The organism is Micromonospora sp. NPDC005206 (genome assembly GCF_040608175.1).
Taxonomy (GTDB): domain Bacteria; phylum Actinomycetota; class Actinomycetes; order Mycobacteriales; family Micromonosporaceae; genus Micromonospora.
Genome location: NZ_JBEXHU010000008.1, coordinates 183,562 through 204,879 on the forward strand (window position 1 = coordinate 183,562; position 21,318 = coordinate 204,879).

At 69.4% G+C, this 21,318-nt stretch carries 33 protein-coding genes; 1 reads left to right on the forward strand and 32 read right to left on the reverse strand.

Annotation, left to right across the window (positions count from 1 at the left end; genetic code table 11):
- Positions 1-63 precede the first annotated feature (63 nt).
- The 3 genes from ABZU69_RS14240 to ABZU69_RS14250 all read right to left on the reverse strand — a co-directional run bounded on the left by ABZU69_RS14240 (position 64) and on the right by ABZU69_RS14250 (position 3,419).
- Positions 64-1,026, reverse strand: coding sequence for an aldo/keto reductase (locus ABZU69_RS14240; RefSeq protein WP_354964783.1), 963 nt, complete (start codon positions 1,024-1,026; stop codon positions 64-66).
- Between the two features lie 66 nt (positions 1,027-1,092).
- The gene (locus ABZU69_RS14245; protein WP_354964784.1) at positions 1,093-2,772 is read right to left on the reverse strand and encodes an ATP-binding cassette domain-containing protein; all 1,680 of its coding nucleotides are present in this window, start codon (positions 2,770-2,772) and stop codon (positions 1,093-1,095) included.
- 41 nt (positions 2,773-2,813) lie between these two features.
- A complete protein-coding gene (locus ABZU69_RS14250; protein ID WP_354964785.1) occupies positions 2,814-3,419 on the reverse strand; it encodes a methyltransferase in 606 nt (201 codons plus the stop codon).
- A gap of 102 nt (positions 3,420-3,521) precedes the next feature.
- Here ABZU69_RS14250 and ABZU69_RS14255 point away from each other — a divergent pair, with 102 nt between their 5' ends.
- Positions 3,522-4,586 (forward strand): hypothetical protein, encoded by a 1,065-nt coding sequence (locus ABZU69_RS14255; RefSeq protein WP_354964786.1) that lies wholly within the window; start codon positions 3,522-3,524, stop codon positions 4,584-4,586.
- Between the two features lie 42 nt (positions 4,587-4,628).
- Here the strand turns inward: ABZU69_RS14255 and truA are convergent, their stop codons facing one another.
- The 29 genes from truA to rplB form a co-directional block, all read right to left on the reverse strand.
- Positions 4,629-5,459, reverse strand: a complete 831-nt coding sequence (truA, locus tag ABZU69_RS14260) for a tRNA pseudouridine(38-40) synthase TruA (RefSeq protein WP_354964787.1) — start codon at positions 5,457-5,459, stop codon at positions 4,629-4,631.
- Between the two features lie 68 nt (positions 5,460-5,527).
- A complete protein-coding gene (gene rplQ, locus ABZU69_RS14265; protein ID WP_121677729.1) occupies positions 5,528-6,088 on the reverse strand; it encodes a 50S ribosomal protein L17 in 561 nt (186 codons plus the stop codon).
- A 34-nt stretch (positions 6,089-6,122) separates the two neighbouring features.
- Complete coding sequence (locus ABZU69_RS14270) at positions 6,123-7,145, reverse strand: DNA-directed RNA polymerase subunit alpha (protein WP_354964788.1); 1,023 nt, start codon at positions 7,143-7,145, stop codon at positions 6,123-6,125.
- A gap of 99 nt (positions 7,146-7,244) precedes the next feature.
- A complete protein-coding gene (rpsD, locus tag ABZU69_RS14275; RefSeq protein ID WP_089018952.1) occupies positions 7,245-7,871 on the reverse strand; it encodes a 30S ribosomal protein S4 in 627 nt (208 codons plus the stop codon).
- Positions 7,872-7,884: 13 nt separating this feature from the next.
- Positions 7,885-8,292: a 30S ribosomal protein S11 gene (rpsK, locus tag ABZU69_RS14280; RefSeq protein WP_007073011.1), complete on the reverse strand. Its 408-nt coding sequence runs from the start codon at positions 8,290-8,292 to the stop codon at positions 7,885-7,887.
- 87 nt (positions 8,293-8,379) lie between these two features.
- The gene (gene rpsM, locus ABZU69_RS14285) at positions 8,380-8,760 is read right to left on the reverse strand and encodes a 30S ribosomal protein S13 (protein ID WP_007465236.1); all 381 of its coding nucleotides are present in this window, start codon (positions 8,758-8,760) and stop codon (positions 8,380-8,382) included.
- A gap of 263 nt (positions 8,761-9,023) precedes the next feature.
- Positions 9,024-9,137, reverse strand: a complete 114-nt coding sequence (rpmJ, locus tag ABZU69_RS14290) for a 50S ribosomal protein L36 (protein ID WP_012184307.1) — start codon at positions 9,135-9,137, stop codon at positions 9,024-9,026.
- 91 nt (positions 9,138-9,228) lie between these two features.
- Positions 9,229-9,450 carry a translation initiation factor IF-1 gene (gene infA, locus ABZU69_RS14295; protein ID WP_007073013.1) on the reverse strand — a complete coding sequence of 74 codons (222 nt, stop codon included), beginning with the start codon at positions 9,448-9,450 and terminating at the stop codon, positions 9,229-9,231.
- A 303-nt stretch (positions 9,451-9,753) separates the two neighbouring features.
- Complete coding sequence (locus ABZU69_RS14300) at positions 9,754-10,335, reverse strand: DUF1707 domain-containing protein (RefSeq protein WP_354964789.1); 582 nt, start codon at positions 10,333-10,335, stop codon at positions 9,754-9,756.
- Positions 10,336-10,435: 100 nt separating this feature from the next.
- Positions 10,436-11,287, reverse strand: coding sequence for a type I methionyl aminopeptidase (map, locus tag ABZU69_RS14305; RefSeq protein ID WP_354964790.1), 852 nt, complete (start codon positions 11,285-11,287; stop codon positions 10,436-10,438).
- Between the two features lie 87 nt (positions 11,288-11,374).
- Positions 11,375-12,028, reverse strand: coding sequence for an adenylate kinase (locus ABZU69_RS14310; RefSeq protein WP_007465256.1), 654 nt, complete (start codon positions 12,026-12,028; stop codon positions 11,375-11,377).
- On the reverse strand, positions 12,029-13,357 hold the full coding sequence (secY, locus tag ABZU69_RS14315) for a preprotein translocase subunit SecY (RefSeq protein WP_354964791.1): 1,329 nt from the start codon (positions 13,355-13,357) through the stop codon (positions 12,029-12,031). It lies immediately after the preceding gene.
- A 233-nt stretch (positions 13,358-13,590) separates the two neighbouring features.
- Positions 13,591-14,034 carry a 50S ribosomal protein L15 gene (rplO, locus tag ABZU69_RS14320; protein WP_030329906.1) on the reverse strand — a complete coding sequence of 148 codons (444 nt, stop codon included), beginning with the start codon at positions 14,032-14,034 and terminating at the stop codon, positions 13,591-13,593.
- Entirely contained in the window at positions 14,034-14,216 is a 183-nt protein-coding gene (rpmD, locus tag ABZU69_RS14325; RefSeq protein WP_030329904.1) for a 50S ribosomal protein L30, read from the reverse strand. Before rpmD ends, rplO begins: the two co-directional genes overlap by 1 nt.
- Positions 14,216-14,830 carry a 30S ribosomal protein S5 gene (gene rpsE, locus ABZU69_RS14330; protein WP_354964792.1) on the reverse strand — a complete coding sequence of 205 codons (615 nt, stop codon included), beginning with the start codon at positions 14,828-14,830 and terminating at the stop codon, positions 14,216-14,218. The genes rpmD and rpsE overlap by 1 nt, the downstream gene beginning before the upstream one ends.
- Positions 14,831-14,863: 33 nt before the next feature.
- Complete coding sequence (gene rplR, locus ABZU69_RS14335; RefSeq protein ID WP_354964793.1) at positions 14,864-15,253, reverse strand: 50S ribosomal protein L18; 390 nt, start codon at positions 15,251-15,253, stop codon at positions 14,864-14,866.
- Entirely contained in the window at positions 15,250-15,792 is a 543-nt protein-coding gene (rplF, locus tag ABZU69_RS14340; RefSeq protein WP_074314591.1) for a 50S ribosomal protein L6, read from the reverse strand. Before rplF ends, rplR begins: the two co-directional genes overlap by 4 nt.
- Before the next feature lie 16 nt (positions 15,793-15,808).
- Entirely contained in the window at positions 15,809-16,216 is a 408-nt protein-coding gene (rpsH, locus tag ABZU69_RS14345; protein ID WP_007465270.1) for a 30S ribosomal protein S8, read from the reverse strand.
- A gap of 116 nt (positions 16,217-16,332) precedes the next feature.
- The gene (locus ABZU69_RS14350; protein WP_074314593.1) at positions 16,333-16,518 is read right to left on the reverse strand and encodes a type Z 30S ribosomal protein S14; all 186 of its coding nucleotides are present in this window, start codon (positions 16,516-16,518) and stop codon (positions 16,333-16,335) included.
- A 1-nt stretch (position 16,519) separates the two neighbouring features.
- Positions 16,520-17,086, reverse strand: coding sequence for a 50S ribosomal protein L5 (rplE, locus tag ABZU69_RS14355; RefSeq protein WP_074314595.1), 567 nt, complete (start codon positions 17,084-17,086; stop codon positions 16,520-16,522).
- Entirely contained in the window at positions 17,086-17,406 is a 321-nt protein-coding gene (gene rplX, locus ABZU69_RS14360) for a 50S ribosomal protein L24 (protein ID WP_007465276.1), read from the reverse strand. Before rplX ends, rplE begins: the two co-directional genes overlap by 1 nt.
- On the reverse strand, positions 17,403-17,771 hold the full coding sequence (gene rplN / locus ABZU69_RS14365) for a 50S ribosomal protein L14 (protein WP_015619002.1): 369 nt from the start codon (positions 17,769-17,771) through the stop codon (positions 17,403-17,405). The genes rplX and rplN overlap by 4 nt, the downstream gene beginning before the upstream one ends.
- A gap of 98 nt (positions 17,772-17,869) precedes the next feature.
- Positions 17,870-18,148, reverse strand: a complete 279-nt coding sequence (gene rpsQ / locus ABZU69_RS14370; RefSeq protein ID WP_089018945.1) for a 30S ribosomal protein S17 — start codon at positions 18,146-18,148, stop codon at positions 17,870-17,872.
- Entirely contained in the window at positions 18,145-18,381 is a 237-nt protein-coding gene (gene rpmC, locus ABZU69_RS14375) for a 50S ribosomal protein L29 (protein ID WP_007465283.1), read from the reverse strand. The genes rpsQ and rpmC overlap by 4 nt, the downstream gene beginning before the upstream one ends.
- Entirely contained in the window at positions 18,381-18,806 is a 426-nt protein-coding gene (gene rplP, locus ABZU69_RS14380; protein ID WP_007465292.1) for a 50S ribosomal protein L16, read from the reverse strand. The genes rpmC and rplP overlap by 1 nt, the downstream gene beginning before the upstream one ends.
- A gap of 3 nt (positions 18,807-18,809) precedes the next feature.
- Positions 18,810-19,679, reverse strand: coding sequence for a 30S ribosomal protein S3 (gene rpsC, locus ABZU69_RS14385; RefSeq protein WP_007465294.1), 870 nt, complete (start codon positions 19,677-19,679; stop codon positions 18,810-18,812).
- The gene (rplV, locus tag ABZU69_RS14390) at positions 19,679-20,137 is read right to left on the reverse strand and encodes a 50S ribosomal protein L22 (RefSeq protein WP_007465297.1); all 459 of its coding nucleotides are present in this window, start codon (positions 20,135-20,137) and stop codon (positions 19,679-19,681) included. The genes rpsC and rplV overlap by 1 nt, the downstream gene beginning before the upstream one ends.
- Positions 20,138-20,178: 41 nt before the next feature.
- Complete coding sequence (gene rpsS, locus ABZU69_RS14395) at positions 20,179-20,460, reverse strand: 30S ribosomal protein S19 (RefSeq protein ID WP_007465299.1); 282 nt, start codon at positions 20,458-20,460, stop codon at positions 20,179-20,181.
- 12 nt (positions 20,461-20,472) lie between these two features.
- Complete coding sequence (gene rplB / locus ABZU69_RS14400; protein WP_088950237.1) at positions 20,473-21,312, reverse strand: 50S ribosomal protein L2; 840 nt, start codon at positions 21,310-21,312, stop codon at positions 20,473-20,475.
- Positions 21,313-21,318 lie beyond the last annotated feature (6 nt).

Below are 21,318 nucleotides of genomic sequence, written 5' to 3' on the forward strand. Positions count from 1 at the left end.
CAGGACACCCCGACTTCAGGGAACGCGGGGTGGATCAGGATCCCGCGCCACCCACGCCGGGCATCAGAGGACGGCGCGCAGGGCCGCCAGATCCTCGTCGGTGGGCTCCCAGGTGCCGGCAGCGGCGTTGGCGTGCACCTGCTCGGGCGTGGTGGCACCGGCGATCACCGAGGTCACCGCCGGCTGGGCGGCCAGCCCGCCGATCGCCACCTGGAGCATGGTCAGCCCCCGCTCGGCCGCGTACGCCTCGATCGCCTCGATGGTGTCCCAGTCGGCGGCGGCGAGTCGCTCCGCGTACCGGCCACCGCCGGAGAGCCGGCTGCCGGCCGGCGGCCGCCCCGCACGCTTGTACTTGCCGGTGAGCAGGCCGTTGGCAAGCGGGAAGAACGGCAGCATGCCGAGACCGAACCGCTCGCAGGCCGGGATCACCTCGGCCTCCACGGACCGCTCCACCAGGCTGTAGTGGTTCTGCGCGCTGATGAAGCGGGCCCGGCCGTTGGACGAGGCGATCCAGTCCGCGTCGGCGATCTGCCAGCCGGCGAAGTTGGAGTTGCCCAGGTAGCGCACCTTGCCGTCCCGGACCAGGTCGTCCAGGGCTGCGAGGGTCTCGTCGATCGGCGTGCCCGGGTCGGGCTCGTGCATCTGGTACAGGTCGATGTGGTCGGTGTCGAGCCGGCGCAGCGACGCCTCCACCGCGCGGGCGATGTAGCGCCGCGACCCCCGGGCACCGAAGTCCGGCCCGTTGAGGCCGTTCATGTCCATGCCGAACTTGGTGGCCACCACCACGTCGTCCCGGCGTCCCTTGAGCGCCTGCCCGAGCAGTTCCTCGGAGCTGCCCTGCGGCTCGCCGTAGATGTCAGCGGTGTCGAACAGGGTGATCCCGGCGTCCAGGGCGGCGTCCACCACCGCTCGGGTGCCGTCGAGGTCGAGCTTACGGCCGAAGTTGTTGCAGCCGATGCCGACCACGGACACCACGAGCCCGGAGTCGCCCAGCCGGCGATAGGTCATCTCAGTCACGAGATCCACCCTATGCCCAGCGAAGGAAGGGCCCCTTGTTAACACCTGGCGTTAACAAGGGGCCCTTCCTTCGCCTCAGCCCACGTCCCAGACCGGCTCCGGGGTCTCCACCACTTCGCTATCGCCACCGAACAGCACGAAACGGTCGAAGGATCGCGTGAACCAGCGGTCGTGGGTGACCGCGATCACCGTTCCCTCGAACGCGTTCAGGCCCGCCTCCAACGCCTCCGCGCTGGCCAGGTCGAGGTTGTCGGTGGGCTCGTCCAGCAGCAGCAGGGTCGCCCCGGAGAGCTCCAGCAGCAGCACCAGGAACCGGGCCTGCTGCCCGCCGGAGAGGGTGCCGAAGCGCTGGTCACCCTGCCCGGCCAGCTCGTAGCGGCTGAGCACCCCCATCGCCGTGTGCCGATCCATGCCGGTCCGGTGCTCGTCGCCCCGCCAGAGGATCTCGACAAGCGTCTTCGACATCAACTCCGGCCGGTCGTGGGTCTGGGAGAAGTGCCCCGGGCGCACGCGGGCGCCGAGCCGGGCCGTGCCGTCGTGCGCCACCGGGGCGAGCGCGGCCGCCCCGTCGACCGGCCCGTTGGCCGGGTCGGGGTCGCTGCCACCCCGAGCCAGCAGCCGCAGGAAGTGCGACTTGCCGGTGCCGTTGGCACCGAGCACCGCCAAGCGGTCGCCGTACCAGATCTCCAGGTCGAAGGGGTAGGTCAGGCCGTCCAACTCCAGCTGCTCGCAGATGACCGCACGCTTGCCGGTCCGCCCGCCGGTCAGCCGCATCCGGATGTCCTGGTCCTTCGGCGGTACGGGCGGCGGCCCGGCCTCCTCGAACTTGCGCAGCCGGGTCTGCGCGGCCTGGTACCGCGAGGCGAGCCCGTCGTTGTACGCCGCCTTCTGCTTGTACATCAGCATCAGCTCGCGCAGCTTCTGGTGCTCCTCGTCCCAGCGCCGGCGCAGCTCGTCGAGGCGGGCGTGCCGGGCCACCCGCGCGGAGTGCCAGCTGGCGAAGCCGCCCGGGTGCACCCAGGCGCTGCCGCCCTCCACGGCGACCACCCGGTCGGCGGTCTGGGCCAGCAGCTCGCGGTCGTGCGAGACGTAGAGCACGGACTTGGTCGACTCGCGCAGCCGCGCCTCCAGCCAGCGCTTGCCGGGCACGTCGAGGAAGTTGTCCGGCTCGTCGAGCAGCAGCACCTCGTCCGGGCCGCGCAGCAGCAGCTCCAGCGCGAACCGCTTCTGCTGCCCACCGGAGAGGGTGCGGACCGGTCGGTCCCGGACGGCGTCCCAGGGCTGGTCGAGCACGATGGTGGCGACGGTGTCGAAGAGCACCTCGGCGTCGTACCCGCCGGACTCGCCCCAGGCGCCCAGCGCGTCTGCGTACGCCAGCTGCGCCTTGCCGGCCGCGGTGCTGTACTTGCCGCGGACCTCGGCCGCCCGCATGGCCGTCTCGGTCTCGCTGAGCCGGCGGCCGGCCTCGCGCAGCGGCGGTGGGGCGAGCGACAGCGCCAGGTCGGCGAGTGTCGACTCGTCGCCGATCATGCCGATGAACTGGCGCATCACGCCCAGCCCGCCGGCCCGCGCGACGGCGCCGGTACGCACCGGCAGGTCACCGGCGACCATCCGCAGCAGTGTCGTCTTACCCGCGCCGTTCGGCCCGACCAGGGCGATCTTGCCGCCCTCCCCGACCCGGAACGACACGTCGGCGAAGAGTTCCCGACCATCGGGCAGGATATGCCCGACCGCTGCCACGTCCACGTATCCCACGCCGGGATCCTGCCCCAGCAGGGGCCGGGCGGTACATCCAATTACCGGGTGACCCGCAGCACCCGGAAGCCCTTCTGGCTGGCGTGCCGCTCGACCTGCCAGCTCTGGTCGGTGAGCCAGCGGTGCAGCGAGTCGCCACCGAGGTGCCGGGCGACCACCAGCCAGCCGACGCCGTCCGGGGCGAGCCGGGGCAGCCAGCGCAGCAGGAGGTCGTGCAACCCGTCCTTGCCGATCCGGATCGGCGGGTTGGACCAGAGCTGGGCGAAGCGAAGCTCTGCCGGCACGTCGTCCGGCGCGCTGACCCGGACCCGGTCGCCGGCGCCGACCCGGGCCGCGTTGGCGGCGGTCAGCTCGCGGGCGCGGGCGTTGACGTCGACCGCCCAGACGGTGCTCGCCGGCGCAAGGTCGGCCAGCACGCAGGTGATCGGCCCGAACCCGCAGCCGAGGTCGAGCAGGTCGCCGGTGGTGGCGGTGGTGGGCAGCTCGGCCTTGCGCAGGAGCACCGCGGTGCCCGGGTCGAGACGGCTCGCGGAGAAGACCCCGCCGGCCGAGGCGAGCCGGTAGTCGCGGTCGGCGACGGAGAACTCGACCTCGCGCGGCGGGGCGTCGCTGGCGGGCTGAGCGGTGAAGTAGTGGTCGCCGGTCACGCCGGCAATTCTCGCATTGGTCGCAGCACGCCCCGACACGGCCCACACCTACATTTCCCATTATTACCCCCTAAAGGGACAATGCCTCCTAGTCTGGGCGACATGGTGTATCGGTACGAGTCCGATGAGGACGCTTTCGTGGAGTACCCGGATGACGGGTCCGACCTGTCCGTGGCCGGCGCTGGTCCGCCTCCGCCTGCCGGGCCCTCTCCGTCGCGTTTCCCCACCCCGTCGCTGCGCCGGACGAACCAGATCGCGCTGCCGTCGTCCGCTCCGCCGCCGACCCGTGCCGACATCCCGCCCGCCCCGCCACGCGAGCAGGTCTACACCTCAGCGGAGCCGATCGAGCCGACCTCCCGGCGCGGGGGCGGCCGGCTCTGGCAGGTGCTGGTCGGTGGCGCGGCCGTCCTGGTCCTCCTCGCGCTCTGCGGCCTGGGCGCCGCCGCGCTGCTGGTGGACCGCGGCCCACAGCCGGAGACCACCCCGACGTACCAGCCGAACGCCGCCGCGTCCGACCCCGCCGAAGAACGGCAGGACCTCGACTCCCGGGACACCGACCAGGCCCCCCTCACCGCCAAGGAACTCTTCCCCGGCAAGGAACTGAAGGTCACCGACGGCCAGCCGGGCTACCAGGTGGTCAAGACACACTCGAGCGGCAGTTGCGCCGTCGCCGCCACCGACGAGGTCGCCGACCTGCTGGTCCGGCTCGGCTGCAACCAGGTGGTACGGGCCACCCTGCGGGCTCCCGGCGGCAACCACCTGGTCACCACCGGGCTGTTCAACCTGACCGACAAGGTGAGCGCGGAACGGGCCCGGGACCGGATCCGGCAACTGCTCGACGAGCGGCAGGGCCGGTTCCAGGGCATGGTCGGCAAGGAAGGCGACGGCACCGAGGTGGTGGCGACAGCCCCCGCCCGGGTCGGCTGGCAGGTCCGCGGCCACTACCTGGCGTACGCGCTGGTGGTCCGCACGGACGGGGTGGCCGTCAAGTCCGGTGACACCACGATCCGGGAGATCCTGTTCGACATGCTCGAGCTGCACCTCAGCCGGGGCGTGCTGGAACGGCGGGCCGATGGCGGCACGGCGGGGCAACCGACGGCGGGGCCGACCGAGAGCGGCGGCACCCAGAGCGGCACCACCGGCGACGACGAACTACCGGGCGACTGACCGCACCCCGCCGTCGGCGGTCACCGTGACCGGCCAGTCCGCTCAGCCCTCGACGGGCACCCGCAGCCGGCGGGTGAGGTCGGCGCGGCGGGCGTACTCGGTCGGATCGGCCGGGTACCCCACCTCGACCAGGGTCAGCCCGTGCGCCGGGGCCACGGTCACCTCGCTGGACCGCTCCCGGCGGGTCAGCAGCGTGCCCGGCCACTCCACCGGGCGGCGGCCGTCCCCGGCCACCAGCATCGCCCCCACCAGGCTGCGCACCATCGCCTGGCAGAACGCGTCCGCCTGCACGGTGGCGACCAGGATGCCGTCCGGGTCGCGACGCCAGTCCAGCCGGGTCACCTCGCGCAGCGTCGTCGCGTTCTCCTTACGCCGGCAGTACGCGGCGAAGTCGTGCTCCCCGACCAGGCCGGCCGCCGCGGCGTTCAGCGCCGCCAGATCCAGGGGCCGCGGCCAGGCCAGCACCTCGTGCCGGCGCAGCGGCTCCGCGCCGTACCGGGCGTCGGTGACCCGGTACTCGTAGCGTCGGAAGGTGGCCGAGAACCGGGCGTCGAAGTCGGCCGGCACCTCGGTCATCTCCCGCACCCGCACGTCGGTGGGGAGCAGCCGGGCCAGCCGTCGCAGCAGCCGACCCTCGTGCTGCCGCCACACCTCGGCGGGCAGATCGAGGTGGCAGACCTGCCCGGTGGCGTGGACCCCCGCGTCGGTCCGCCCGGCCACGGTCAACCCGGTGGCCGTGCCGGCGCCGAGGACCAGGTCCAGGGTCTCGACGAGCACCCCGGCGACGGTGCGCCGGGTCGGTTGGGCGGCCCAGCCGGAGAAGCCGGTGCCGTCGTACGAGACATCCAGCCGCAGCCGGATCCGCTCGTCCACCTCGTACCTCCTGTTACGGGTCGGGCCCGGCACCCCGATGGGGTGCCGGGCCCGAACGATGCCCGAGATCAGGCCTTGTTCTCCTCGGTGGCGAGGTCGCTGTCCTCGCGCGCCTCGGCGGTGTCGCCGGACGCCGAGACCGGCGGCTCCGCGTCCTGGTCGGAGTTCTCCGACCGCGGGGCCTCCTCCGCCGGGGCGAGCGCCTCGACCTTGTCCTGCTGCGCGGCCTTGCGGGCGGCGGTCTTCTTGTTCGCCTTCGGCTCGGCGACCTGAAGCTCCTCCACCAGCTCGATGACCACCATCGGCGCGTTGTCACCCTTGCGCGGACCGGTCTTCACGATCCGGGTGTAGCCGCCGGGGCGGTTGGCGTACCGGGGCGCGATCTGGTCGAACAGGGCGTAGACGACGTCCTTGTCCTTGACGACGCCCAGCACCCGCCGCCGCGCGGCCAGGTCACCGCGCTTGGCCTTGGTGATGAGCTGCTCGGCCAGCGGACGCAGCCGCCGGGCCTTCGTCTCGGTGGTCTTGATCTTGCCGTGCTGGAACAGCGCGGTGGCCAGGTTGGCCAGCATCAGCCGCTCGTGCGCGGGGCTGCCGCCGAGGCGGGGGCCCTTGGTGGGCGTGGGCATGCTTGGTGCTCCTCAGTTGTGGCGGCAGCGCGGACTAGAGCTGCTCGGTCTCGCGGTAGTCCTCGGTGTCGTAGTCGGCCTCGCCGAAGGTGTCCACGACGTGCGCCGGGTCGAAGTTCGGGGCCGAATCCTTCAGCCCCAGACCCATCCCGGCGAGCTTCATCTTGACCTCGTCGATCGACTTCTGACCGAAGTTGCGGATGTCGAGGAGGTCGGCCTCGGTACGCCCGATGAGCTCACCAACGGTGTTGATGCCCTCGCGCTTGAGGCAGTTGTAGGAGCGGACGGTGAGGTCCAGCTCCTCGATCGGCAGGGCGAGGTCCGCCGCCAGCTGGGCGTCCTGCGGGGACGGCCCGATGTCGATACCCTCGGCGGTCTCGTCCAGCTCCCGGGCCAGACCGAACAGCTCCACCAGCGTCGAACCGGCGGAGGCCAGCGCGGTACGCGGGCCCATCGACGGCTTGGTCTCGACGTCGATGATCAGCCGGTCGAAGTCGGTGCGCTGCTCGACGCGGGTCGCCTCGACGCGGTAGGTCACCTTCAGCACCGGCGAGTAGATCGAGTCGACCGGGATACGGCCGATCTCGGCGCCGGACTGCTTGTTCTGCGCCGCCGTCACGTAGCCCCGGCCCCGCTCGACGGTCAGCTCCATGTCGAGCCGGCCCTTGCCGTTGAGGGTGGCGAGCTTCAGATCCGGGTTGTGCACCGAGACGCCGGCCGGGGGCTGGATGTCACCCGCGGTCACGTCGCCCGGGCCCTGCTTGCGCAGGTACATGCTGACCGGCTCGTCGTGCTCGGAGCTGACGCACAGCTCCTTGATGTTCATGACGAGCTCGACCACGTCCTCCTTGACACCGGGGATGGTGGTGAACTCGTGCAGCACGCCGTCGATCTTGATCGAGGTGACCGCCGCACCCGGGATCGACGACAGCAGCGTGCGCCGCAGCGAGTTGCCCAGGGTGTAGCCGAAGCCCGGCTCCAGCGGCTCGATGGCGAACCGCGACCGGGTCTCGTTGATCGACTCCTCGGAGAGGGAGGGTCGCTGGCTGATGAGCATGTTTTCTCTTCTCTTCCGGGCCGCCCGCTATTTGACGCCCACGACACAAACTGTTCCGGTGGCCCGCCCTGGAGGGCGGGCCACCGCAACGAGCTCCGACTACTTGGAGTAGAGCTCGACGATCAGCTGCTCCTGGACCTGCGTGTCGATGACCTGCCGGGCCGGGAGGGAGTGCACCAGGATCTTCATCTGGCTGGGAATGGCCTCGAGCCACGCCGGCACGGCCCGCGAACCGGCCTGAGCCTGCGCCACGATGAACGGGGTGAGCTCCTTGCTCTTGCCCCGAACCTCGATGATGTCGTGCTCCTTGACGCGGTACGACGGGATGTCGACCTTCTTGCCGTTCACCGTGAAGTGACCGTGCTTGACCAGCTGGCGGGCCATGTCCCGCGAGTGGGCGTAGCCGGCCCGGTAAACGACGTTGTCAAGCCGCGACTCGAGGATCTGCAGGAGGACCTCACCGGTCTTGGCCTGCTTGCCAACGGCTTCCTCGTAGTAACCGCGGAACTGCTTCTCCAGCACGCCGTAGACACGGCGGGCCTTCTGCTTCTCACGGAGCTGGAGCAGGTACTCCGTCTCCTTGGTGCGGCCGCGGCCGTGCTGCCCGGGCGGGAACGGCCGGGACTCGAACGGGCACTTCGGACCATCGCACTTGCTGCCCTTGAGGAACAGCTTCATCTTCTCCCGCCGGCAACGGCGGCAGTCAGCACCGGTGTAACGAGCCATCTCTCTCTACCTCTCAGACCCGGCGACGCTTCGGCGGACGGCATCCGTTGTGCGGCTGCGGGGTGACGTCGGAGATCTGCCCGACCTCGAGGCCCACGGCCTGCAGCGAACGGATGGCGGTCTCCCGGCCGGAGCCGGGGCCCTTGACGAACACGTCGACCTTGCGCATGCCGTGCTCCATGGCCCGACGCGCGGCGGCCTCGGCGGCCAGCTGCGCGGCGAACGGAGTCGACTTGCGGGAGCCCTTGAAGCCAACCTGGCCCGCGGAGGCCCAGGAGATGACCGCACCGGTCGGGTCCGTGATGGACACGATGGTGTTGTTGAAGGTGCTCTTGATGTGCGCCTGCCCGTGGGCGACGTTCTTGCGTTCCTTGCGCCGGACCTTCTTTACAGCGGCTCCGGCACGAGCCTTCGGTGGCATAAGTCTGTGCGCTCCTAGTTGACTTTCCGGACTGGGTTGCGGCCTGGCCCACCTCGGCGGCGGCCGACCCCGTCATCCGGTTAAGAACTACTTCTTGCCGGGCTTCTTCTTGCCGGCGACGGTCCGCTTCGGGCCCTTGCGGGTCCGCGCGTTGGTCTTGGTCCGCTGGCCACGCACGGGCAGGCCCCGGCGGTGCCGGATGCCGGCGTAGCAGCCGATCTCAACCTTGCGGCGGATGTCAGCGGCGACCTCGCGGCGCAGGTCGCCTTCAACCTTGTAGTTGCCCTCGATGTGGTCGCGGAGCTGCACGAGCTCCTCGTCCGTGAGGTCCCGAGCGCGCTTGTCCGGCGAGATGCCGGTGGCGGCGAGTGTCTCCAGGGCGCGAGTGCGACCGACCCCGAAGATGTAGGTGAGCGCGATCTCCATCCGCTTCTCGCGGGGGAGATCCACGCCGACTAGACGTGCCATGTGCGGGCGTACTCCTCATGATGTGTGGCGGAGGTGTGGACCCGTCCCACCCCGCTACCGGCCGTCCCGACTTTCCGACGCTGTCAGCGTCGGCGACCGGGATCGGTCGCTGCCCAAGCGGGCCCCGGCCTCCGACCGGGGGTCAGCCACGCAGGAGTACGTCTCGCGTACCGCTCGTGGCTGGGACGAGCATGTGTGTTGTGTGTCGCTGGGGATCTACCTGGGCCAACGCCACCCGGCCGCTTCCGGCCGGATGGGCTGAATCAGCCCTGGCGCTGCTTGTGGCGCGGGTCGGTGCAGATGACCATGACCCGGCCGTGCCGGCGGATCACCCGGCACTTGTTGCAGATCCTCTTGACGCTCGGCTTGACCTTCACGGTTGCCTTACTTCCCATCTGGCCCGGGGACGCGCGCAGCGCGAGACCGGACGTCGAAGACGGACACGGGACTTCCCGGCCGCCGTCAGGACTACTTGTAGCGGTAGACGATGCGCCCGCGGGTCAGGTCGTACGGCGAGAGTTCGACGACGACCCGGTCCTCCGGCAGGATGCGGATGTAGTGCTGCCGCATCTTGCCGCTGATGTGAGCCAGCACCTTGTGGCCGTTCGCGAGCTCCACCCGGAACATGGCGTTCGGCAGGGGCTCGATGACCCGACCCTCGATCTCAATGGCTCCGTCTTTTTTCGGCATGTCCTCCGCTGTCCTGACGTCGATTGCTCCGGGCGGCCCACAACGTCTTACACGGGTGTCTGACCAAGATCAGAAAGCCCGCGCCAGCCGCGGCTCCAGCACCCACCGAAGCGCAGGGTGGGCATGCCGGAGTGGACGCTGTGCGCCGATCAGAAAGTGTACGCCGGCCTGCGGGCGGTCGCCAAACCGGCCACCCACCGCGCCGCCGGGTCGAGCGGCGCTCCCCCGTCCGGGACCCCGATGATCTCCGTCCGAGCAACGCCGGGGCGTCGCGCCGGATCGGCTCCGCCCCCTGCCCGCGGGTCAGCCGGCCGGTCGGGGGTCGTCCCGTTCGTCCCGTGCACCGGCGCGCAACTCCCGCCGCCGCCTCCGCTTCGCGCGCCTGCGCTCCCGCACGATCGCCTGGCGCCGGGGCTCTCCCCCGGCCAGCCCGGTGACCGTGCGGATCACCAGCACCGCGCCCCACGGCCCGGCCACCCAGGCCGGCCAGAAGTAGAGCAGGTCGCGGCTGAGCAGCGAGGTCACCGCCCAGATGGTCACCACGATGGCGACCACCTTCAGATACGGAAACCACACCTCGGCCAACCAGCGAGCGGCGACGCCCCGGTCCCCGGCCGGGGCGGGCGAGGGCTCCGCACCGCCCTCCAGCGGCCCGGCAGCCGGTGCGGTGACCGGCGCCAGCGTCGAGCGCTCCGGCGGCGCCACCGGCGGCAGATCGGTGAGCAGGGCGTCCAGTTCGGCGTACGTGCGGGCGGCGTAGGCCCGCTGCAACCGCTCGTCGTACTCGTGCAGGTCCAGTCGGCCCTCACCGAGGGCCACCCGCAACCGTTCGGCCACCGCCTCACGATCCGCGTCCGCCGCTCGCATCCCGTCCCGCCCGTCCATGCCGGCAAGCATGCCACCGTCACGCCAACGGCGTCCCACCCGGCCGACCCCCTTGATCCACCCGGGTCGGCCCATGGAGGGGCTGCGGCGCCCCAGGGGGTCAGGACGCGGTCGAGGCCGCCGACTGCCGCGCGGTGACCAGGTCGCCCAGTCGGGCACGGCCGCCATCGAACGCGGTGAGCACCCAGACTCCGTCCGGCAGCAACGCCATCGAGTGCTCGACGTGCGCCGCCACCGAGCTGTCCCGGGTGACCACCGTCCACCCGTCGGCCAGCTCGACCGTACGCGGCGACGCCATGGTGATCATCGGCTCGATGGCCAGCGCCATGCCCGGGACCAGCCGCGGGCCCTTGCCCGGCCGGCCGTGGTTGAGCACGTGCGGGTCCTGGTGCATCTCCGTGCCGATACCGTGCCCGCCGTAGCCGTCGACGATGCCGTACCGGCCACCCTTGCGGACCGCGGTCTCGACCGCGTGCGAGATGTCGGTGAGCCGCCCCTTGCCGCTGGCTGCCCCGCGTGCGGCGGCCGCGATGCCGGCCCACATCGCGTCCTCGGCCACGTCGGCCATCTTGAGCAGCGCCGGGTCGACGTCACCGACGCCGACGGTGATCGCGGAGTCACCATGCCACCCGTTCAGCACCGCACCGCAGTCGATCGAGATCAGATCGCCGTCCCGCAGCACCTGCTTCGGCGAGGGGATGGCGTGCACGATCTGCTCGTTGACCGAGGAGCAGATCGACGCGGGGAAGCCGTGGTAACCCTTGAACGACGGGACGCCACCCGCCTCGCGGATCGTCGACTCGGCGATGGCATCCAGGTCGGCGGTGCTGACGCCGGGCGCCACGGCCTCGCGCATCCGGCGCAGCGCCTCGGCCACCACCAGCCCGGCGGCGCGCATCTTCTCGATCTGGTCAGGGGTCTTCAGCTGGATGTCCAGCTGGGGACGACGCATGGACCGATTACCTTTCGTTGCCGATCAGCGGGGCACGTCGCACGTACCCCGCTGATCGCACTCTATCCGCCGTGGCCCGGCCGGACCTCAGCCGCCGTACGACCGCAGCGCGTCTATGGCCCGGGTGGTGACGTCCTCCACCGGGCCGGTGGCGTCGATCCCGACGAGCTTGCCCTGGGCGCCGTAGTAGTCGACCAGTGGAGCGGTCTTCTCGCTGTATTCCCGCAGCCGCGTGGCGATGGTCTCCGGCTTGTCGTCGTCGCGCTGGAACAGCTCGGCGCCGCACCGGTCACAGATGCCGGGCCGGGTGGTGGCGTCGAACTCGACGTGCCAGATCTTGCCGCAGCCCCGGCAGGTCCGCCGGCCGGAGAGCCGCCGGATCACCTCGTCGTCGTCGACCACCAGCTCCAGGACCAGGTCCAGTGCGGTGCCCAGGTCGGCGAGGAGCTTGTCCAGCGCGGCGGCCTGCGGAGTGGTCCGCGGGAAGCCGTCGAGCAGGAACCCCTCGCTGGCGTCGGGCTCCGCCAGCCGGTCCCGGACCATGTTGATGGTGACCTCGTCCGGAACCAGCTCGCCAGCGTCCATGTAACGCTTCGCCTCGACACCGAGCGGCGTGCCCTGGGTGACGTTCGACCGGAAGATGTCCCCGGTCGAGATCTTGGGCACCGACAGGTGCGCGGCCACGAACTCGGCCTGCGTGCCCTTGCCCGCGCCCGGCGGGCCAACCAGAACGAGTCTCATCTACCGCAGGAACCCTTCGTAGTTCCGCTGCATGAGTTGGCTCTCGATCTGCTTCACGGTCTCCAGACCGACGCCGACCATGATGAGCACAGCGGTGCCGCCGAACGGGAAGTTCTGGTACTGCTGGTTGTCCAGCCAGATGAAGAAGAAGTTCGGCAGGATCGAGATCACGCCGAGGTAGAGCGCGCCCGGCAGGGTGATCCGGCTGAGGATGAAGTCCAGGTAGTCGGCCGTCGGCTTGCCCGGGCGGATGCCCGGCACGAACCCGCCGTACTTCTTCATGTTGTCCGCGACCTCGGTCGGGTTGAACGTGATCGAGACGTAGAAGTACGTGAAGAAGATGATCAGCAGGAAGTAGACCGCGATGTAGATCGGGCTGCTCGGGTTGACCAGGTTGTTCTGGATCCAGGCCTGGGTCTTGCCCGGGTCGGTCTGGTCGAAGAACTGCAGGGCCAGCTGCGGCAGGTAGAGCAGCGACGAGCCGAAGATGACCGGGATGACACCGGCCTGGTTGACCTTGAGCGGGATGTAGGTCGAGGTGCCGCCGTACATCCGCCGGCCGATCATCCGCTTGGCGTACTGCACCGGGATGCGGCGCTGCGCCTGCTCGATGAAGGTGACCGCGGTGATGACCACCAGGACCAGCGCGATGACCAGGGCGAACATGTCCCAGCCCTTGCTGGTCTTGATCTGCCAGCCCTCGCTGGGCAGCCGCGCGGCGATCGAGGTGAAGATCAGGACGGACATGCCGTTGCCGACGCCCCGGTCGGTGATCAGCTCACCGAGCCACATGACCATGCCGGTGCCGGCGGTCATGGTCATCACCAGGATGGCCAGGGTCAGCCAGTCCGGGATGCCGGTGCCGGTGGGGATGATCGGGAACTGGTCGCAGCGGTTCTGGAAGAGCTGGCCCGAGCGGGCCAGCGCCACGAAGGCCGAGGCCTGCAGCACACCGAGACCCAGGGTCAGGTACCGCGTGTACTGGGTGATCTTCGCCTGGCCGGCCTGGCCCTCCTTGCGGAGCTGCTCCAGACGCGGAATCACGACGGTCAGCAGCTGCAGGATGATCGACGCGGTGATGTAGGGCATGATGCCCAGCGCGAAGACCGAGAGCTGTAGCAGCGCTCCGCCGGAGAAGAGGTTGAGAAGGTTCACCACCCCGGTGGTGTCACCCTGGATGGTGTCGAGGCACTTCTGCACGTTGCCGTACGAGACGCCCGGGCTGGGCAGCGTTGCACCCAGCCGGTAGACCGCGATGATGCCTACTGTGAACAGCAGCTTCTTGCGCAGGTCAGGCGTACGGAACGCACTGAGAAAGGCGGACAGCAACTTCTTCCTCCTGCGCGAGGCGGGCCGCCGGTGATCCCTGGCGGGTCGGGGTGGATCCCGGGCGAGCGCCCGGAATCCATGGCTGGGATGGGACTCTAACAGCCCCATCCCGGTCCGGGCAGATGTGCCCGGCTACATAAACCGATTCCGATATTACCGGGCGCATACGCCCCAGGCAGACCATGGCGCCCGCCAGTTGGTCACAACTGGACGGGCGCCATGGGTCGTACGCCTTACAGCTCGGTGACGGAGCCACCGGCGGCGGCGATCTTCTCCTTGGCCGACGCACTGAACGCGTGCGCCGACACCTGGAGCGCCACTCCGCCGAGGTCGCCGGTGCCGAGGACCTTGACCGGGTGACCCTTGCGGACCGCGCCGGACTCGACCAGCTCCAGCGGGCCGACCTGGCCGCCGTTCGGGAACAGCTCGGCGAGCCGGTCCAGGTTGACCACCTGGAAGACCACCTTGAACTTGTTCTTGAAGCCCTTCATCTTCGGCAGGCGCATGTGGATGGGCATCTGCCCACCCTCGAACGCCGCCGAGATGTTCTTGCGGGCCTTGGAGCCCTTGGTACCGCGACCAGCGGTCTTGCCCTTGGAACCCTCACCGCGACCCACACGGGTCTTCGCGGTCTTGGAACCGGGCGCCGGGCGCAGGTGGTGCACCTTGATCGTCATTACTCGACCTCCTCGACCTTCACGAGGTGGTTCACAGTGAAGATCATGCCGCGGATCTCGGGCCGGTCCTCCTTGACCACCACGTCGTTGATCCGCTTGAGGCCGAGCGAACGCAGCGAGTCACGCTGGTTCTGCTTGGTCCCGATGCCGGATCGGAGCTGGGTGACCTTCAGACGTGCCATCAGTGCGCCACCCCCGCACGCGACGCCAGCATGGCGGCCGGCGCGACGTCCTCCACCGGCAGGCCACGACGTGCCGCGACCTGCTCGGGGGACTCAAGCCCCTTCAGGGCCGCCACGGTGGCGTGCACGATGTTGATCGGGTTCGACGAGCCGAGGCTCTTCGAGAGCACGTCGTGGATACCGGCGCACTCCAGCACGGCGCGCACCGGACCACCGGCGATGACACCCGTACCGGCCGAGGCCGGCTTGAGCAGCACCACACCAGCGGCGTCCTCACCCGTCACCGGGTGCGGGATCGACTTGCCGATCCGCGGGACCTTGAAGAAGTGCTTCTTGGCCTCCTCGACACCCTTGGCGATCGCCGCGGGCACCTCCTTGGCCTTTCCGTAGCCCACGCCGACCGTGCCGTCGCCGTCACCAACGATCACCAGGGCGGTGAAGCTGAAGCGACGACCACCCTTCACGACCTTGGCGACGCGGTTGATCGCGACGACCCGCTCGAGGTGCGGGGTCTTCTCGACGGGCGCGTTTCCGCGGCCGCCCTCACGGCGGTTGTCGCGGCGACCACCCTCGTTGCCACCGGACCCGCCGCCACGGCGCTGTTGACCTGGCATCAGCAGCCTTCCTTATCTCTCGTGACGGGGTTGTTAGAACTCGAGCCCGGCTTCGCGGGCAGCGTCGGCAAGCGCGGCGACTCGCCCCGCGTACCGGTTGCCACCGCGGTCGAAGACGACCTTGGAGACGCCGGCGGCCTTGGCCCGCTCGGCGAGCAGCGCGCCCACCTTGCCGGCGAGGGCGCTCTTGTCGCCCTCGGCACCGCGCAGCGAGGCGTCCAGGCTCGACGCCGACACCAGGGTGTGACCCTTGGTGTCGTCGACGATCTGGGCGACCATGTGCCGCAGCGAACGGGTGACGACCAGGCGCGGACGCTCGGCCGTACCGCTGACGTTCTTGCGGACGCGGAAGTGCCGACGCGCACGCCCAACGGCGCGCTTGGCGGCGACACCGCGGCGGCGCTTGAGCAGCGTGGCGCTCACTTCTTACCTGCCTTTCCGGCCTTGCGGCGGATGACCTCGCCCTGGTACTTGACACCCTTGCCCTTGTAGGGCTCCGGCGGGCGGATCTTCCGGATGTTGGCGGCGACCTCACCGACCTGCTGCTTGTCGATGCCGGCCACGTGGAACAGGGTCGGCCGCTCCACCGTGAAGGTGATGCCCGCCGGTGCGGGAACCAGCACCGGGTGCGAGAACCCGAGCGCGAACTCGAGGTCCGTGCCCTTGGCGGTGACCCGGTAACCGGTGCCGGCGATCTCCAGGCTCTTGCGGTAGCCCTCGGTCACGCCGACGATCATGTTGGCTACCAGCGTACGGCTCAGGCCGTGCAGTTCCTTGGCCTTGCGCTCGTCGTTGGGGCGGTTGACGCTCAGCTGCCCGTCCTCGGCCCGCTCGATCGTGATCGGCTCGGCGAGGGTGTGCTGGAGCTGGCCCTTCGGGCCCTTGACCTTGACGGTCTGCCCGTCGATCGTGATGTCGACGCCGGCTGGTACCGGGATCGACTTACGTCCAATTCGCGACATTTCTACCTGTCTCCCGTTACCAGACGAAGGCGAGGACTTCCCCGCCAACACTCCGCTTGCGGGCCTGCCGGTCGGTGAGCAGCCCCTGGGACGTCGAAATGATCGCCACGCCCAGCCCACCGAGCACCCGGGGGAGCCCGTCCGACTTGGCGTACACCCGGAGACCGGGCTTGGACACGCGCTTGATGCCGGCCAGGCTCCGCTCGCGGTTCTGGCCGTACTTCAGCTCGACGACCAGTCGCTTGCCGACGGCACCCTCCTCGGGCTCCTCGACCGACCAGGTGGCGATGTAACCCTCGGCCTTCAGGACCTCGGCGATGTTCGCCTTGATCTTGGAGTAGGGCATCTTCACCTGATCGTGGTACGCCTGGTTGGCGTTACGCAGACGCGTGAGCATGTCTGCGATCGGGTCGGTCATCGTCATGGATTTCGTCAGCCTTTCTCGCCGGGGTTCCCGGGGCATCGGCCCCGGGCCTACGGCGAAGAGCAATACCTAATCGGTGCAGGAGTTCCCGGCCGACAGCCGGGACGCGGTCGCCCTTACCAGGAAGCCTTGGACACACCCGGCAGCTCACCGCGGTGGGCCATCTCCCGGAGGCACACCCGGCAGAGCCCGAACTTGCGGTAGACCGCCTTCGGGCGCCCGCACCGCTGGCACCGGGTGTACGCGCGAACCGAGAACTTCGGCTTCGCGGCCGCCTTGATGATCAGCGCCTTCTTGGCCATCTCAGTTCTCCTTGAACGGGAAGCCCAGGAGCTTGAGCAGCGCCCGGCCCTCGTCGTCGGTCGTGGCGGTGGTGACCACCGTGATGTCCATGCCCCGCTGGCGATCGATCCGGTCCTGGTCGATCTCGTGGAACACCGACTGCTCGGTCAGACCGAACGTGTAGTTGCCGTGCCCGTCGAGCTTGCGCCCGTCCAGACCGCGGAAGTCGCGGATACGCGGCAGCGCGATGGACAGCAGCCGGTCCAGGAACTCCCACATCCGGTCACCGCGAAGGGTCACCTTCGCGCCGATCGGCATGCCCTCGCGGAGCTTGAACTGCGCGATGGACTTGGTCGCCCGCCGCACCTGCGGCTTCTGGCCGGTGATCGTGGCGAGGTCGCGGACCGCGCCGTCGATCAGCTTGGCGTCGCGAGCAGCCTCGCCGACACCCATGTTGACGACGATCTTGACCAGCCGCGGCACCTGCATGGGGTTGCCGTAGCTGTGCTGCTCACGCAGCTGGGCCACGATCTCGTTGCGGTACCGCTCCTTGAGGCGCGGCATGGTCTTTTCGGTAGCCGTGGTCATCACAGGTCCTTACCGGTGCTACGCGCGATGCGGACCTTCTGGCCGTTGTCGTCGATCCGGTAACCGACGCGCGTCGGCTTGCCGTCGGAGTCCAGGACCTGCACGTTCGAGACGTGGATCGGGGCCTCCTGGGTGACGATGCCGCCGGTCTTGGCGCCACGCTGGGTGGTGCTGATGCGGGTGTGCTTCTTGACCCGGTTCACGCCCTCGACCAGGACCTTGTCCTGCCGCGGGTAGGCCGCAATGACCTTGCCCTTGGCACCCTTGTCCTTGCCGGCGATGACGACGACCGTGTCGCCCTTCTTGACCTTCACGGTCACAACACCTCCGGCGCGAGGGAAATAATCTTCATGAACCGCTTGTCCCGCAGCTCCCGGCCCACCGGGCCGAAGATGCGGGTACCGCGCGGGTCCCCGCCGTCCTTGATGATGACGGCGGCGTTCTCGTCGAAGCGGATGTATGAGCCGTCCGGCCGCCGCTTCTCCTTGGCCGTGCGGACGATGACCGCCTTGACGACGTCGCCCTTCTTCACACCGGCACCCGGGATCGCGTCCTTGACGGTGGCCACGATGACGTCGCCGATGCTCGCGTAGCGCCGACCGGAGCCACCGAGAACCCGGATGCACAGGATCTCCCGAGCACCCGTGTTGTCGGCGACGCGCAGTCGCGACTCCTGCTGAATCACGTCTATCTCCTATGTCTGCCGGTTCTCCGGCCGCCGAGGACGGCCGGAGCCTGGCGGAACCAACGCCCGACGCAACGCCGGGCGAGCTCGAGCCTTCGCTACTTGGCCTTTTCCAGGATCTCCACGATCCGCCAACGCTTGGTGGCGCTCAGCGGCCGGGTCTCCATGATCAGGACCCGGTCGCCGGTGCCGGCAGCGTTCTGCTCGTCGTGGACCTTCAGCTTGCTCGTCCGGCGCATGATCTTGCCGTACAGCGCGTGCCGAACCCGGTCCTCGACCTCGACCACGACGGTCTTGTCCATCTTGTCGCTCACCACGAGGCCCTCACGGACCTTGCGGCGAGCCCGCACGGTGGCGGTCGTGTTCTCGTCGGTCATGATGCAGTCACCTCAGTCGGCGCGGCCGAGAGCCCCAGCTCACGCTCACGCATGATCGTGTAGATCCGGGCGATCTCCCGACGGATGACCTGCAGCCGCCGGTTGTTGTCCAGCTGCCCGGTTGCGGCCTGCACGCGGAGGTTGAACAGCTCCGCCTTGGCCTCCCGCAGCTTCGTGACCAGCTCCTCTTCGGAGAGCTCACGCAGCTCGGTCGCCTTAACGCCCGCTGCCATCAGGATTCACCCACTTCGCGCGTAACAATGCGGCACTTCATCGGGAGCTTGTGGATCGCGCGACGCATGGCCTCTCGCGCGATCTGCTCGTTGGGGAAGGACATCTCGAAGAGAACCCGCCCCGGCTTGACGTTGGCGACCCACCACTCGGGCGAGCCCTTACCGGAACCCATCCGGGTCTCGGCAGGCTTCTTGGTGAGGGCCTGGTCCGGGAAGATCGTGATCCAGACCTTGCCACCACGCTTGATGTGACGGGTCATCGCGATACGCGCCGACTCGATCTGGCGGTTGGTCACGTACGCCGGCTCGAGAGCCTGGATCCCGAACTCGCCGAACACCACCCGGTTACCACCCTTGGACGCGCCACTGCGGTCCGGGTGGTGCGGCTTGCGGAAGCCCTTCGGGGGCTTGCGCGGCATCAGCATCTGTCAGCCCTCCTGCTGCGTTTCTGCCGGAGCAGCCGCGGCGGCGACAGCTGCGCTGTCCACCGGCTCGCCGCTCGGCGTCTCGGCCTGCTGCGCGATGGTGGTCGCAGCAGCACGGCCAGCCTCGGTGCCACCAGCCGTCGTGCCGGACGAACCCGACCGGCCACGGCGCGGACGCTCGGGACGGTCGCCGCGCTCACCACGACGCGGGCGGGACGGACCGGCCTCGGCCGGAGCCTCCCGGCCCGGGACGGCGTCGCCCTTGTAGATCCAGACCTTCACACCGATCCGACCGAACGTGGTACGGGCCTCGAAGAAGCCGTACTCGATGTTGGCCCGCAGCGTGTGCAGCGGAACCCGGCCCTCACGGTAGAACTCGGTCCGGCTCATCTCGGCGCCGCCGAGGCGACCCGAGACCTGAACACGGATGCCCTTGCAGACCGGGTTCTTCATCGCCGACTGCATGGCCTTGCGCATCGCCCGACGGAAGCTGACCCGGCTGGACAGCTGCTCGGCCACGCCCTGCGCGACGAGCTGAGCGTCCGACTCGGGGTTCTTCACCTCGATGATGTTCAGCTGCACCTGCTTGCCGGTGAGCTTCTCGAGCTCGCCGCGGATCCGGTCGGCCTCCGCACCCTTACGGCCGATGACGATGCCCGGCCGGGCGGTGTGGATGTCGACCCGGACCCGGTCGCGGGTGCGCTCGATGTCGACCTTGGAGATGCCGGCGCGCTCGAGGCCCTTGGACATCATCCGGCGGATCTTGACATCCTCGCCGATGTAGTCCTTGTAGAGCTTGTCCGCGAACCAGCGGGACTTCCAGTCGGTCGAGATGCCGAGCCGGAACCCAGTGGGGTGAACCTTCTGACCCATTACTCGGCGTCCTCCGTCTTGCTCTGCGCTTCGGCCGGTGCGGCCTCCGTGGCCGGGGCGGCCTTCTTCGCCGCGGCCTTCCTCGGCGCTGCCGGCGCGACCGCTTCGACCGCCACGGTGATGTGGCAGGTGCGCTTGCGGATCCGGTACGCCCGGCCCTGCGCCCGCGGCTGGAACCGCTTCATCGTCGGGCCCTCGTCCACGAACGCCTCGCTCACGAGCAGCGCGTCGGGGTCCAGCCGCTCGTTGTTCTCCGCGTTGGCGATCGCGCTAGCGAGCACCTTGTACACCTGCTCGCTCGCAGCCTGCGGCGCGAACTGCAGCACCGTGAGAGCCTCCTTCGCGGGCAGGCCGCGGACGAGGTTGACCACCCGGCGCGCCTTCATCGGCGAGATGCGCACGTGCCGCGCAACCGCCCGCGCGCCCGGAAGCACCGGAGCGTCGCCCTTTCCTGGCATCGCTGTAACCCCTTGTTCCCTCTATCCGTATGCCCGCGGCGTCAGCGCCGACGGCTCTTCCGGTCGTCCTTCTCGTGACCCTTGAACGTGCGGGTCAGCGCGAACTCGCCGAGCTTGTGCCCGACCATCGCCTCGGTCACGAACACCGGGACGTGCTTGCGTCCGTCGTGCACCGCGATCGTGTGCCCGAGCATCTCCGGGATGATCGTCGAGCGCCGCGACCAGGTCTTGATCACGTTCTTGGAGCCCTTGTCGTTCTGAACTTCCACCTTCTTGAGCAGGTGGTCGTCTACGAACGGGCCCTTCTTCAGGCTGCGAGGCATGTCTTATCTCCCTCAGCCGCGCTTACGCGTGGCGTAGCGACGGCGGACGATCAGCCGGTCACTCGGCTGGCCCTTACGGCGGGTGCGGCCCTCGGGCTTACCCTGCGGGTTGACCGGGTGGCGACCACCGGAGGTCTTACCCTCACCACCACCGTGCGGGTGGTCGACCGGGTTCATGGCGACACCACGGACGGTCGGGCGCTTGCCCTTCCACCGCATCCGGCCGGCCTTGCCCCAGTTGATGTTCGACTGATCGGCGTTGCCGATCTCGCCGACGCTGGCGCGGCAACGCACGTCCACCCGCCGGATCTCGCCGGACGGCATACGCAGGGTCGCGTACGCGCCCTCACGGCCGAGCAGCTGGATGCCCACGCCGGCGGAACGGGCCAGCTTGGCCCCGCCACCCGGACGCAGCTCCACGTTGTGGATGGTGGTACCGACCGGGATGTTGCGCAGCGGCAGGTTGTTACCCGGCTTGATGTCGGCGCCCGGGCCGGACTCGACGCGGTCGCCCTGCTTCATGTCCTTCGGCGCGATGATGTACCGCTTCTCGCCGTCGGCGTAGTGCAGCAGCGCGATGCGCGCGGTGCGGTTCGGGTCGTACTCGATGTGAGCGACCTTCGCCGGCACGCCGTCCTTGTCGACCCGCTTGAAGTCGATCAGACGGTACTGGCGCTTGTGACCGCCACCGTGGTGCCGCGTGGTGATCCGGCCGTGGGCGTTACGCCCGCCCTTCTTCGGCAGCGGAGCCAGCAGCGACTTCTCCGGCGTGGACCGGGTGATCTCGGCGAAGTCGGCGACACTGGAACCACGTCGGCCCGGCGTCGTCGGCTTGTACTTACGGATAGCCATTGTCTA

Excerpts from the sequence above, each read along its gene's own strand:
- ABZU69_RS14270 (WP_354964788.1), bottom strand. The coding sequence starts at position 7,145 with ATGCTCATCAGCCAGCGACCCTCCCTCTCCGAGGAGTCGATCAACGAG.
- rplQ (WP_121677729.1), bottom strand. The coding sequence starts at position 6,088 with ATGCCCACGCCCACCAAGGGCCCCCGCCTCGGCGGCAGCCCCGCGCAC.
- rplO (WP_030329906.1), bottom strand. The coding sequence starts at position 14,034 with ATGACGATCAAGGTGCACCACCTGCGCCCGGCGCCCGGTTCCAAGACC.
- rpsM (WP_007465236.1), bottom strand. The coding sequence starts at position 8,760 with ATGGCACGTCTAGTCGGCGTGGATCTCCCCCGCGAGAAGCGGATGGAG.
- rpsK (WP_007073011.1), bottom strand. The coding sequence starts at position 8,292 with ATGCCACCGAAGGCTCGTGCCGGAGCCGCTGTAAAGAAGGTCCGGCGC.
- rpsQ (WP_089018945.1), bottom strand. The coding sequence starts at position 18,148 with ATGACCGACGAGAACACGACCGCCACCGTGCGGGCTCGCCGCAAGGTC.
- rplE (WP_074314595.1), bottom strand. The coding sequence starts at position 17,086 with ATGACCACGGCTACCGAAAAGACCATGCCGCGCCTCAAGGAGCGGTAC.
- rplF (WP_074314591.1), bottom strand. The coding sequence starts at position 15,792 with ATGTCGCGAATTGGACGTAAGTCGATCCCGGTACCAGCCGGCGTCGAC.
- rpsD (WP_089018952.1), bottom strand. The coding sequence starts at position 7,871 with ATGGCTCGTTACACCGGTGCTGACTGCCGCCGTTGCCGGCGGGAGAAG.
- ABZU69_RS14350 (WP_074314593.1), bottom strand. The coding sequence starts at position 16,518 with ATGGCCAAGAAGGCGCTGATCATCAAGGCGGCCGCGAAGCCGAAGTTC.
- map (WP_354964790.1), bottom strand. The coding sequence starts at position 11,287 with ATGCGTCGTCCCCAGCTGGACATCCAGCTGAAGACCCCTGACCAGATC.
- infA (WP_007073013.1), bottom strand. The coding sequence starts at position 9,450 with ATGCCGAAAAAAGACGGAGCCATTGAGATCGAGGGTCGGGTCATCGAG.
- rpmD (WP_030329904.1), bottom strand. The coding sequence starts at position 14,216 with ATGGCACGTCTGAAGGTCACCCAGCTCCGATCCGGCATCGGGACCAAG.
- rplV (WP_007465297.1), bottom strand. The coding sequence starts at position 20,137 with ATGCCAGGAAAGGGCGACGCTCCGGTGCTTCCGGGCGCGCGGGCGGTT.
- rplP (WP_007465292.1), bottom strand. The coding sequence starts at position 18,806 with ATGCTGATGCCGCGCAAGCCCCCGAAGGGCTTCCGCAAGCCGCACCAC.
- ABZU69_RS14255 (WP_354964786.1), top strand. The coding sequence starts at position 3,522 with ATGGTGTATCGGTACGAGTCCGATGAGGACGCTTTCGTGGAGTACCCG.
- rpmC (WP_007465283.1), bottom strand. The coding sequence starts at position 18,381 with ATGGCAGCGGGCGTTAAGGCGACCGAGCTGCGTGAGCTCTCCGAAGAG.
- rpsE (WP_354964792.1), bottom strand. The coding sequence starts at position 14,830 with ATGCCAGGTCAACAGCGCCGTGGCGGCGGGTCCGGTGGCAACGAGGGT.
- rplB (WP_088950237.1), bottom strand. The coding sequence starts at position 21,312 with ATGGCTATCCGTAAGTACAAGCCGACGACGCCGGGCCGACGTGGTTCC.
- ABZU69_RS14300 (WP_354964789.1), bottom strand. The coding sequence starts at position 10,335 with ATGGACGGGCGGGACGGGATGCGAGCGGCGGACGCGGATCGTGAGGCG.
- ABZU69_RS14310 (WP_007465256.1), bottom strand. The coding sequence starts at position 12,028 with ATGAGACTCGTTCTGGTTGGCCCGCCGGGCGCGGGCAAGGGCACGCAG.
- rpsH (WP_007465270.1), bottom strand. The coding sequence starts at position 16,216 with ATGACGATGACCGACCCGATCGCAGACATGCTCACGCGTCTGCGTAAC.
- rpsC (WP_007465294.1), bottom strand. The coding sequence starts at position 19,679 with ATGGGTCAGAAGGTTCACCCCACTGGGTTCCGGCTCGGCATCTCGACC.
- rpsS (WP_007465299.1), bottom strand. The coding sequence starts at position 20,460 with ATGCCTCGCAGCCTGAAGAAGGGCCCGTTCGTAGACGACCACCTGCTC.